This is a genomic window from Stenotrophomonas sp. PD6 (assembly GCF_049199305.1).
Classification (GTDB): Bacteria; Pseudomonadota; Gammaproteobacteria; order Xanthomonadales; family Xanthomonadaceae; genus Stenotrophomonas.
Genome location: NZ_JBLZQD010000007.1, coordinates 27744 through 40399 on the forward strand (window position 1 = coordinate 27744; position 12656 = coordinate 40399).

The following is a 12656-nucleotide window of genomic DNA, read 5'->3' on the forward strand; positions in this document are numbered from 1 at the left end:
CGGGCGTGGGCGGATGGGGAACACGACAACAAGGATACCTGTCCGGCACGCCCAGCACCCCACACGGCCACCCTGCATGTGAAGCGCAGGTGCAAGCGCGGCCGCGTTCTCCGACCGTCGATTAACGCCCCGACCGCCAGTGTGAGGCGTTGAGTCCCCCCTGCCAGCCCGGAGTCGCCTGATGGCCACCAGCAAGCCCCGCACCAAATCCGCCCCGCCCGCCGACCTCCGTGGCGAGGGCGACGAGCTGCACCAGCGCGCTGGCGGCGGCCATCCCGCGCTCACCACCAACCAGGGCATTCCGGTGGCGGACAACCAGAACTCGCTGCGCGACACCCCGCGCGGGCCGACGTTGCTGGAAGACTTCATCCTGCGCGAGAAGATCACCCACTTCGACCACGAGCGCATTCCCGAGCGGATCGTGCACGCGCGCGGCAGTGCGGCCCATGGCTATTTCGAACTGACCCGTTCCCTGCACGAGTACACCCGCGCGCGCGTACTCACCGAGGTGGGCGTGCGCACGCCGGTGTTCACCCGCTTCTCCACCGTGGCCGGCGGCGCAGGCTCGGTGGACACGCCGCGCGACGTGCGCGGCTTCGCGGTGAAGTTCTATACCCGCGAAGGCAACTGGGACCTGGTGGGCAACAACATCCCGGTGTTCTTCATCCAGGACGCCATCAAGTTCCCCGACCTCATCCACGCAGTGAAGATGGAGCCGGACCGTGCCTTCCCGCAGGCCGCCAGCGCGCATGACACCTTCTGGGACTTCGTGTCGCTGATGCCCGAATCGATGCACATGATCATGTGGGCCATGAGCGACCGCACCATTCCGCGCTCGCTGCGGATGATCGAAGGCTTCGGCATCCACAGCTTCCGGCTGCTCAACGATGCCGGTGAGTCCACCTTCGTCAAGTTCCATTGGCGGCCGAAGCTGGGCCTGCAGTCCACCGTGTGGGATGAGGCGGTGAAACTGCAGGGCGCGGACAACGACTTCCATCGTCGCGACCTGTTCGAGTCGATCACCGCCGGCGACTTCCCCGAGTGGGAGCTGGCCGTGCAGCTGTTCACCGAGGAAGAGGCCGATGCTTTCCCGTTCGACCACCTGGACCCGACCAAGATCGTGCCCGAATCGCTGGTGCCGCTGACCGTGATCGGGCGAATGGTGCTGGACCGCTGGCCGGACAACTTCTTCGCCGAAACCGAGCAGGTCGCCTACTGTCCGGCCAACGTGCCGCCGGGCATCGACTTCAGCAACGACCCGCTGCTGCAGGGCCGGCTGTTTTCTTACCTGGATACCCAGCTCAGCCGCCTGGGCGGGCCCAACTTCCACCAGATCCCGGTCAATGCGCCGAAATGTCCCTTCGCCAACCACCAGCGCGACGGGCACATGCAGATGGCCATTCCCAAGGGCCGCGTGGCCTACGACCCCAGCTCGCTGCAGGGCGACAGCCCGCGCGAAACCGGCGATGGCTTCGCCAGCCATGCCACCCAGGCCGACGATGGCCGCAAGGGCCGCGTGCGCGCGGCGAGCTTCGCCGACCACTACAGCCAGGCGCGCATGTTCTTCCGCAGCCTGGAGGCGCCGGAGCAGGCGCATGTGGCCTCGGCGCTGGTGTTCGAGTTGTCCAAGGTCGAGACCGCCGCCGTGCGCGAGCGCACCGTAAGCCATCTGCGCAACATCGACGAGTCGCTGGCCAAGCGCGTGGCCGATGGCCTGGCACTGCCTGCCCTGCCCGACCCCGCCCCCACCGCCACGCCAGCCAAGGACATGCCGAAGGCAGCCGAAGTGCGCGTGATCGGCCGTACCAAGGACCTGCTGAAGGGCCGGTGCGTGGGCATCCTGTTCGACGAAGGGTCCGACGCGGGCGTGATCGCCAACCTGCGCAAGGCCGCCGAGAAGGCGGGTGCCACGGTGAAGCTGGTGGCACCGAAGATCGGCGGCGGCAAACTCAGCGACGGCAAGCTGCAGGCGGCCGACGGCCAGCTGGCCGGCACCCCGTCGGTGGTGTTCGATGCGGTGGCTATCGTGCTCAGCGGGGATGCCGCCAAGCGCCTGTCCAAGGAATCGGCGGCGATCGATTTCGCGGCCGATGCGTGGGCACACCTGAAGGCCATCGCCGCCGATGAGGGCGCGCAACTGCTGCTCAAGACCGCACGCGTGGGCAAGGACAACGGCGTGGTCGAAGCCGAAGATGCGAAGGCCTTCGTCTCGGCGGCGGCGACTCGCCAGTGGGCCCGTGAACCCAAGGTGCGCACGCTCGCATAAAGGAGAACCCACCATGCCCCGCGGCGACAAATCTACCTACACCGACAAACAGAAGCGCCAGGCCGCGCACATCGAACAAAGCGAAAAGGCCGAAGGCCGCAGTGACGCCGCGGCCGAGCGCATCGCCTGGGCCACGGTCAACAAACAGGACGGCGGCGGCAAGAAACACCCGGCAAAGAAGGCGGTCGGACGGTAGGATCGGTTCCCGAACGATCGCCGATAGCGTCTCACCGCCCGGTAACGCATGACGCACGATCGGAGCACGCGTGCACTTCCCCGGTAGGGGTGTCGGGGAAAACCGGCACCCCTCATCGAGCAGGCCTCGCCCTAGGCCGCGTCGAAGGCCTCACCCGCGCGTCGCCTGATCCCCAATGACTGCAACACCATCCTCCGCGAGAAAAACCGCGACGCAGCCCCGTCAGCCGGTACCGCCAGCGTCAAAACCAGCTTCCCCGGCTCGATCGATACGACCACCCGGCTTCCCACCTCGATGCCCACCATGTTCATCCACATGCCGCGGAGCATCAGGCAAGGAACAGCGAGCCCATTCCCGTTTGCCGGAGAACGCGAATTGTGCAGCGGGCGAATCTTCAGGCTGATGGGCCTGGTCCAATAACAGCGCTGCGCGGACGAAACCTCACCACTCGGCGCCAACCCGGAAACATGCATATGCCACCTCTAACAGAAGATCTCCCTGGCCAAGATGGCGAGGGGTAGGGTCATCCTCTAGCGAGAGATTTCAGTCTCCAGGCAACACCATGCGCGAACACGCAGACAATGAGAAATCGCTTGTTTCTGCCGATATACGGGATTTAGTTGATACGCCCTACTGCTTGACGCATCTGACATGTTAGAAGGCATGCGCCTTATCGCCCCCAAGCAGCCGTCCACCGACATCGCCAGCAACCCCTGCGCACAACTTGCTCATTCGCGACGCGCCGTGCTAGGCTTTTTTCATACCAGCGACCAGGAGTAGCTCCGGTCTAACGTCTGGTCCCTAAGGCGTTTTATCTATTTACGCATGCCCGGTCGCTGGCTTCCGCCCGACCGGGCATTTCGTATGCGCCATTTGCTGGGCACCTTGAGCTACGCTCTTGGCAACCGCAGATCACATCCGAGGCAAGTGAGCCATGACCCCGCAGCCGCTGAGACAGCTGTTCGACGCCATGTATCACGGGAAGTACAGATTCGATGACTTCCTGGCTCTGGATGCTCGCCAGCACTACAGTCCGGTTCGGTGGAACAGCCGAACGATCTACAAGCCGTCGAAGACGCTCAAGGACTTCCACCTTTTCCTCAACGGGTTCCTCCTCGAGCACCTGACTGTCGATCAGTCCGTGTCTTTTGCATACCGCAAGGGCGCGACGCTGTTGCAGGCAGTAGAGCCGCACTCTCGAAGTCGAGCATTCTTCCAGGCAGATCTTGTCAGGTTCTTTGATAGCATCACATCGCCTTTGATCCAGGCAGTACTTCTGCGCGACAAGACGCCTGTCCAGGACCTTCCTGATCACCTGGAACACGTCCTTTCCCTTCTCACCATCAACGCGCAACTCCCTATCGGGTATTCAACGTCGCCGACCATCAGCAATGCCTGCATGTTGGGATTTGACAAGCGCTTGGCGGCCATCAGCCAGTCACGCGGGTGGGCCTTTACCCGTTACGCAGATGACCTGATCATTTCCGCAGACCACCGCGATGCGATTGCAGATGCAGGCGACGTCATTGAGCAGTGCCTGCTGTCCGAGCTCGGGGCTGGATTCCGCCTGAATCCAAGCAAGAGCAAGATGACCACCATCGGAAGAAAAATAAAGCTGCTGGGCATGGTGATCCTTCCCACCGGAGCTATCGCCATAGACAAGGACGTCAGGAATCGCATCGAATCCTGGATTCACTTCTACATTCAGGACCGCGCACGGCTCGCCAAGATCTTCCAGGAAGAGCGCAACGAGGGGATGGAGGAGGGATTGGCGCGGCTCAGCGGGCTCATCAGCTACGCGCATTCGGCAGATTCAGCTTATGTCGCAAAACTGAGGTCGAAGTTTGGGACCACCGTTGTTGACAGCTTCCTGCACAGGTCTGCCCAATGAGCCTGCTCAGCGTACGGCTGGAGCATGTCCAACACGTGGCAAGCCTGCGCCTGGATCTGGACCTTACATCGCATGGCTTGATGTGCCTGGTCGGCCGCAATGGGGCCGGAAAGACAACCTTGGTCAGGGCCCTCAGAAATCTCGCCAATGCCGATACGTTCATCAAGACCGCTACTCCCTATGCGTTCTCAACCCACAGTCGCATTTCCTACGGACTTGATGGCGTCGAAATAGCCTTTACCTACGACAACAGGATCCGGTCAATCAATTGCCGGGATTCCATCCCCCTCGACCTACGCGCACTCATCGCCGCGGAACTCCCCATGCCGCATGGCACTCGATTCAACTACTTCAAGAGCGCCAGCGAAGCAGATCTGGATATACGAAAATCCATTGCACTCGGCGACTACCAGCATCCGGCCGAGCTGGTTGCGTTCCTCAACTCGGTGTATGACTGCAGCCGGTACTCCGCATTGGCAGAAGTCATCGTCAAGGGAAAGAGCTACTACGCGTTGGTGAGAGAGGACGGAACCTACATTCGCGAGGACTACCTGAGCTCGGGCGAGTACTTCCTCATCAACCTTTATCGAACGATCAAGGGCCCTGCAAAGCTTCTTGTGATTGACGAGATAGACCTTTCATTGGATGCCGCAGCCCAGGCCAATCTGCCGTCATGGCTGCGAGGATTCTGCGACATCTACGGCTGCAAACTTTTGTTTACTACGCACTCTTTGGCACTCATGCGCCAACTCGATGTAGATGAGCTGTTCTACATGGATGCCGTGGACGGGGAGGTTTCTGTCAGGCCAACCTCGTACAGCTTCGCCATGGCAAAACTTTTCGGCTTCGAAGGTCGAGACAGGTACATCCTGACAGAGGACAAGATGCTCGTCGCATTCATCCAGCATCTTGTCGGCAGGTACTGTCCAGATACGCTGCTTCAGTACAAGACGATCTTCATTGGCGGGGCGACACAGGTTGCCGCACTTATGAAGGGAAATGAGACCGAGCACTTCCTGGCGCCACCTGACAGGGTGATCGCAATCCTGGACGCCGACCAGCGAAACGTTGACTACGTCGCACACCCTCGAATTCACACGATTCCGCTTGAGAGTGTTGAAGAGGCGATCCTTACTGCGAGCAGAGAGGACCCTGACTTTCCGTTCCGAGCACCAAGAGCCGACTTTACGAAAGGAAAGGATTTCAACCATTACCTGAAGCAAAAGGGCATAGCCACCCAAGAGCAGATATTTGACTATCTCATTGACAAGAACGAAGTCGCATTCAATGGCATTGCGGGCATCCTTGGTGAATTCCTGCCCGCCCCTCATGCCGGTCCAATCTGAGCCAAGCTAACAGGCCAGCCGCGACCTCTCTGGCACACCCCTTGCATCTCCCAGAGTTGAAATCAGCGCCGCCGAAATAAGGTGACGCAGCTCTCAAAACCGCTAGAATCGCGCCAGCCGAGGCTGCCGTAATTGGCCTTCAGGCGGGGAACGCGTGCCCAGCACGCCATTGCAGCACCGTAGTGCCGTAATACTGGTCGGGTCTGCCGGCCGAACGTCAAGCTTTTGTCACCAGGAAGTCCGCGGCCGCACGCATGCCAGCGCATGCACGTCCGTGGACGTTGTTCACGGTCCGATCCAGGGGGAACACATGTCCGCACTACGCCTCTTCCGCCCGCTCCTGCGGGTGGTGCTTACGTTGTCGCTGCTTGCAGGCATTGCAGCGCCGTTGTCGGCGCTCGCCGCCGTGGTCAGCTTCAGCCAGTCCGGGCTGCCAGCGACGCCGATCCTGCAGGATGGCCAGGCCGGTTCGGCCGATATTCCCGGCATCACCTTGCAGTTGATGAACGTGGCCAGCGACAGCGGCGGTGCGGTTGGCACCTTGGCACTGCACGATGACGCGACGTTCTTTGCCACCGGTGACCCATCGCTGAAGGCGGTGACTCACGAAGATGGCAATGGCTACTACGGCATGGCGATAAAGTCGTCCAATGCCCGCGTGTTCGCCCTGAAATCCCTGCTGTATTACAACTGGGGCGAAACCAGCGACGCGAACATCCGCATCCGGGGCTATCGCGCAGGCAGCGCCGTGTCCGGCGCGAGCTACACGTTCGTGTGGCCAGCCAACTCCTTGGTTCCGATGCAGATTTCATTGCCTGCCGCATTCGATCAGGTAGACGATGTGCGCGTGGTGATCAGCGGCGGCGGTGCCAATGGCGCAACATCCTGGCACGCGATCAACAACCTGGACGTGACGTTCACCAACAGCCCGCCCACCGCCATCAATCTGAGCAACACCAGCGTGATGCACAGCGGCGGCGCGAATGCAGCGGTCGGCACGCTCTCCAGCACCGACGCGGACCCGGCCAGCACCTTCACCTATTCCCTTGCTGCGGGCACGGGCTCCACCAACAACGCCTCCTTCAACATCGCCGGCAATGTGCTGCGCGCCAACAACGCCGCATCGCTGCCGGCCGGCAACTACAGCGTGCGCGTGCGCACTACCGATGATGACGGCGGCACCTTCGAGCAGAGCTTCGTGCTCAACGTGGTGGACAACGTCGCCGCCACGGTGGTCAGCATTGCTCCGGCCAACAGTCCGGCCGCTGCGGCGACCGACGTGGATTTCACGGTGACGTTCAGCGAAGCCGTCACCAACGTGACCGTCGACGACTTCCTGCTGATCACTACGAGCGGCAATGCAACGGGCGTCCTGTCCTCCGTCAGCGGCTCCGGCACCACATACACCGTAAACGTGGCCAGCATCACCGGCTCGGGCACGCTCAGGGTGGACCTCAAGTCGTTCAATGACATCGTGGACGCGGGCAGCAATTCCACCCCGGGTTTCACCGCGGGCACGACGCACACCGTGTTGATTCCCGTTGCACCGGGTGCGCCGACCATCACCGGTGTCGCGCCCAGTGCCGGCCAGGTGGAGGTGACCTTCTCGGCGCCGGCCAGTGACGGCGGCTCGCCGATCACCGGCTACACGCTCACCGCGTCGCCGGGCGGTGCCACCTTGAACGGCGCCGGCAGCCCGATGACCTTCACGGGGCTGACCAACGGCACCACGTACACGTTCACGGCGACCGCAACCAACACAGTCGGCACCAGCCCGCCCTCCGCATCATCTGCGCCGGCGACGCCGCGCGCGTCCCAGTCCATCACGTTCGATAATCCGGGCGCGCAGGATTTCGACACCCCGCCCATCCTGTCGGCCACGGCCAGCTCGGGCCTGGCGGTCACCTTCAGCAGCAACGCGACGGCGGTGTGCACCATCACCAGCGGCGGCGCCCTGACCTTCGTGCGCGCAGGCTCCTGCGTGATCGTGGCGAACCAGGCGGGCAACGCCTCGGTCGAACCGGCCGGGTCGGTCAGCCAGACGTTTACGGTGAACGCCGTGGCGCCAGGCGCGCCGACGATCGGCAGCGCCACCGCTGGCGATACCCACGCCGTGGTGGGCTTCACTGCGCCCGCAAGCAACGGCGGCGCGACGATCACCACCTACACCGCTACCGCCAGTCCGGGCGGCCAGACTGCCAGCGGCAACAGCAGCTCGCTGCAGGTAAACGGGCTGACCAATGGCGTGCAGTACACGTTCACGGTGACCGCGACCAACAGCGCCGGTACCGGCGATGCATCGTCGGCCAGCAATGCGGTCACCCCCGCCAGCCCGCAGACGATTACCTTCAACAACCCGGGCACGCAGACCTTCGGCACCAGCCCGACGCTGTCGGCCAGCAGCAGCTCTGGGCTTGCCCCCACGTTCTCGACGGACACACCGGCGGTGTGCCGCGTCAGCAGCGTGGGGGTACTCACCTTCACCAGCGCGGGCAGCTGCATCATCCAGGCCGACCAGGCCGGCGACAGCCGTTTCCTGCCCGCCGCACAGGTCGGCCAGCAGTTCACCGTCGATGCGGTGGCTGCGGGCGCGCCGACCCGGGTCACCGCTACCCCCTCGGGCACGGGTGAGATCCGCGTGGAGTTCAGTGTGCCGGCCAGCAACGGCGGCTCGGCGATCACCCAGTACCAGGTCACCTCGTCCCCGGGCAACATTGTCGCCAGCGGCAACGGCAGTCCGGTGGCGGTCACCGGGCTGACCACGGGTCAGTCGTACACCTTTACCGTGGTGGCCATCAACGCGGCCGGCAGCAGCGCGCCTTCGGCCCCCTCCAACGCGGCCGTCGCCGCCGATGCGCTGGAGACGCGCCCGTCCAGCACCACGCTGGCCTACGGCACGGCGACCGTGATCCCTCTGGACTACAGCGGCCTGCCGACCCAGGTCATTGTGGTCACTGCGCCGAGCCACGGCACGCTCACGTTCAATGGCCTGCAGGCCCGCTATGCGCCCCTGGCGGGCTATGGCGGCCCGGACCAGTTCGTCTACCAGGTCACCGATGGCAACCTGACGTCCGCGCCCGCCACGGTGAGCCTGACCGTGTCACCGCCGAACCTGTCGCTGGATGCGGGCACCCCGCCGCCGGCCACTGCCGGTGCGGCCTATACGCAGCCGTTGTCCGTCAGCGGCGGCGCCGCCCCTTACACCTACGCGGTGGTGGGCACGCTGCCGGCCGGCATGGCACTGAGCACCAGCGGCGAACTGAGTGGCGCGCCGACCACGGCCGGCACCTACACCTTCACCATCAGCATCACCGACAGCAGCACCGGCGACGGCCCATACACCGTGCTGCGCCCGTACACGCTGCAGGTGGCCGCGCCGCAGATCGCATTCGCGCTGGCGGCCCTGCCGCAGACGATCAACGCCGCGCAGTACAACCAGCCGCTGCAGGTGACCGGTGGCGCGGCGCCCTATGCGTTCCGCCTGGCGTCGGGTGCGCTGCCGGCGGGCGTGACGCTGGACACGACCGGCACCCTGAGCGGCACGCCGACGGCGACGGGCACGTACGGTTTTGTCGTCGAAGTAAAGGACGCCAACGGCTACACCGCCACCGCCACCTATGAACTGGTGGTCGCCGCCGGCGAGCAGCAGATCACCGGCTTTGCCGCCAACCCGGCCGCGCCGGTATACAGCGTGGGCGGCCAGTTCGCGGTCAGCGCAAGCGGCGGCGCGTCGGGCAACCCGGTGGTGTTCAGCACCACCACGCCCACCGTGTGCAGCGTGCAGGGCGGCACCGTGAGCATGCTCGCCTCCGGGCGTTGCACGCTCAGCGCCACCCAGCAGGGCAACGCGCAGTACCTGGCTGCGACCGCGCAGAGCTACGACGTGGATATCAGCGCGGCCGTGCCGACGCTGGAATGGGTGCAGGCGCTGAACAAGATGCTGGGTGAGGCCTCCTTCGAGCTGGTCGATCCGCGCAGCCCGAGCCAAGGCGCCTTCAGCTACAGCAGCAGCAACACCGCCGTGGCCAGCGTGCAGGGCCGCACCGTGACGCTGGTGGGCGAAGGCAGCACGGTCATCACCGTGACCCAGGCCGCGGCCGGCAGCTTCACCACCGCCAGCGCGCAGCTGCAGCTGAGCGTCACCGCACGCCCCGACCCGACCCGCGACCCGGGCGTGGTGGCCGGCCTGCAGGCACAGGTGGACGCCAGCGTGCGTTTCCCCAGTGCCCAGCAGGGCAACATCCGCGACCGCCTGCGCCAGGTGCGCAGTGGTGGCAACGCCTCCAGCAACCAGCTGGCGTTGAACTACGCCGGTGACGAGCGCCGCCAGGGCATGACGGTACCGCTCTCGGCCACCGGCACGCCTGCTCTGCCGGCCGGCTGGGGCATGTGGGCCGCCGGTACCGCCAGCTTCGGCAAGGGAGACCGCCGCAGCAGCTATGACTTCGATTCCGACGGCCTCACGGTCGGTGTGGACCATGCACTGGGCGAACAGCTGCTGCTCGGCGTGGCCGGCAGCGTGGCACGCAACGACAGCGACATGGACGCCGGCGATTCCCGCGTGCAGGCGCGCCAGCGTTCGTTGGCCGCCTACGGCCTGTGGCGCGCCGGCGAGCATGTGTTCGTGGACGGTGTGATCGCCACCGGCGCGCTGGACTTCACCACGCGCCGCTGGAGCCAGGACGTTGCCGCCTTCGGGCGTGGCAGCCGCGATGGCGACCAGTGGTTCGGCTCGGTGTCGTTCGGGTACGAACACCGCGGTGAGGGCATCGTGCTGACCGGCTACGGCCGCATTGAAGCCAGCCGCACCACGCTGGACGCGTACCAGGAAACCGGACTGGACAGCTACGACCTGGTGTACCGCCGCCAGCAGGTGGAAAACAGCGCCGTTGCGCTGGGCCTGGAAGGCAGCTTCCTGCCGGCCGATGCCAACAGCCGCGTGCGCCCGTTCTGGAACCTGGAATACCGCGAGGCGATCGACGACAAGGGCCAGGCCTACCTGAACTACGTGACCGCACCGCGCGCCGATGACTACCGCCTGGACATGCGCAGCTACAACGATCACGCGCTGTCGATCGGCGCAGGCATGGACGTGCGCCTGCAACGCGGCTGGTTGCTGTCGGTGCTGTTCGGCCATGAGCAGACCCGTGGTTCCAGCAGCGCCAGCAGCGTCGGGCTGCGCCTGACCTACGGCGGCGCAGGAAAGTCCGCTGCCGGCATGGGCGGCGCGACGGCTGACCGTGCGGAAAGCCCGCGCTGCACCGGCAACCGCCGCACCTGCGTCCAGCAGGGAGCGGCAGCGGCGGCCCGATAGGCCGCTGCCAAGGGGCGGTGCCGGAATCCCCGGCGCCGCCACGCGGGTATCGTCTTGACGGCCTGTGCGGTGAATCGGCGATACTCGGCCATCACCGCAGGATGCGGTCAGGGGAGCCATATCGAATGAAATCCGTACGCGCGCTGGCCTTGCTGGCCATGTTGATGCCATTGACCGCCCTGGCCCAGCCGGGTGCTCGTGATGCGCAGGGCAACCTCCTGCCGGACACGTTGTCCACGCAGACCGTGGGCGATTTTTCCGCGTCGATCCTGATTACCGCCGATCCGAACTGGCAGCAGAAGTGGGAAACGCCGCCGGATGTGGCGCCGCAGTTTGAACCTGCCACCGAGGTCAAGGAGGGGGGCGACCTGTACATCCTCTCCTTCGTCGTCAATCCCAAGCTCGACGACAAAGGCATGACCAATGTGCGCTGCGACGTGCGGCTTACCCGGCCGGACGGCAGCCTGAGCGGCGACGAGCACGACCTGCCCTGCTTCGTCACGCCACTGGAAATGGATCCGCGGCTGGTGTACCTGACCTCGATCGGCGTGAAGTTCACGGCCGAAGCCGGCGATCCCAAGGGAACCTGGAAGGTCGCCATCACGGTGCGGGACAACAACCGCAACGTCACCCTGCCCTTGCAGTCATCCTTCGAAATGCGCTGACCGGAGCGTCCATGTCTGCTCGTTGCCTGCTGCTCGCGACCCTGTTGCTGGCCTGCTCCACCGCGCACGCGGATGACACCGCCCCGGCTCCACCGCCGCCATTGAGCGCGGCCGACACCGCCGCCGCGCTATCGCGCGCCGAGCGGCTGGGCCAGGCGATCTTCCTGCACGACCTGGCCGCCGAACGCGCAACCGATGCCATCGCCGCGCAGCATCGTGCGTTCCGCAAAGACAAGCGGGTGCGCGGCTGGATCACCGAAGAACATGACGGGCGCTTCCGGGTGAGCTACATCGATGCGACGCCGGCAGTGTTGTACCGCGCCGAGATGACGCCCGACGGCACGCTCATCGGAAAGGTGGAGGTGCTGGCCGAACCGGCGCCACTGAGCGCCTACGAAGCAGGTGCCGCCGCCGCCCGAGCGCTGGCGATGACCACGCAGGTCATGCAATGCGCCAAGAACTACAACAGCGTGGTGCTGCCCGAAGGCGACGACCGCTGGGCCGTGTACCTGCTGCCGGGCACCACCCTGCCCAACGTGGTGCCACTGGGCGGCAGCCATCGCGTGGACATCGCCGACGGAAAGATCACCGCCAGCCGTGGTTTCACCCGCAGTTGTATCCAGCTGGACCGCGCGCCGCCTGCACAACGCACCGAACTGGTGGGCATGATGGTCACGCATCTGCTGGATCCCACGCCCACCGAGGTGCATGTGTACTGGAGCCTGTGGGCACGCACGCCGATGTTCGTGGGCACCGGCGAAGACGCGATCTGGAAGATCGAGAACGGCCGCATTCGCCGCGTCGAGGATGAGGATGATGTCGCCGGTGCGCTTTCCGGACTTTGAGCGACACCGCATGAAGCGCGTAGTGTCGCAGGTGCTGTGCGTTTTCACCTGCGGCGACACCGGCCAGCTGCTGCAGGCATTTCCTGGGCCGCAGCTGTCGCGCTACCGACCACGGATTCGGGTACTACCTAGC

At 64.9% G+C, this 12656-nt stretch carries 6 protein-coding genes and 1 pseudogene; all 7 read left to right on the top strand.

Annotated features, from left to right (window positions below; all coding sequences use genetic code 11):
- Positions 1-181: 181 nt before the first annotated feature.
- The 7 genes and pseudogenes from ACOZHM_RS11690 (at position 182) to ACOZHM_RS11720 (ending at position 12523) form a co-directional block, all read left to right on the top strand.
- The gene (locus tag ACOZHM_RS11690; RefSeq protein WP_421569425.1) at positions 182-2266 is read left to right on the top strand and encodes a catalase; all 2085 of its coding nucleotides are present in this window, start codon (positions 182-184) and stop codon (positions 2264-2266) included.
- Between the two features lie 13 nt (positions 2267-2279).
- Positions 2280-2432 (top strand): annotated as a pseudogene (locus tag ACOZHM_RS11695) (HupB); the annotation flags it as partial.
- A gap of 964 nt (positions 2433-3396) precedes the next feature.
- A complete protein-coding gene (locus tag ACOZHM_RS11700) occupies positions 3397-4353 on the top strand; it encodes a reverse transcriptase family protein (protein ID WP_421569426.1) in 957 nt (318 codons plus the stop codon).
- A complete protein-coding gene (locus ACOZHM_RS11705; RefSeq protein ID WP_421569427.1) occupies positions 4350-5699 on the top strand; it encodes an AAA family ATPase in 1350 nt (449 codons plus the stop codon). Before ACOZHM_RS11700 ends, ACOZHM_RS11705 begins: the two co-directional genes overlap by 4 nt.
- A 310-nt stretch (positions 5700-6009) precedes the next feature.
- Entirely contained in the window at positions 6010-11013 is a 5004-nt protein-coding gene (locus ACOZHM_RS11710; RefSeq protein WP_421569428.1) for an autotransporter domain-containing protein, read from the top strand.
- Positions 11014-11138: 125 nt separating this feature from the next.
- Entirely contained in the window at positions 11139-11678 is a 540-nt protein-coding gene (locus tag ACOZHM_RS11715) for a hypothetical protein (RefSeq protein WP_421569429.1), read from the top strand.
- An 11-nt stretch (positions 11679-11689) separates the two neighbouring features.
- Positions 11690-12523, top strand: a complete 834-nt coding sequence (locus ACOZHM_RS11720) for a hypothetical protein (protein WP_421569430.1) — start codon at positions 11690-11692, stop codon at positions 12521-12523.
- The last annotated feature ends 133 nt before the right edge of the window (positions 12524-12656 follow it).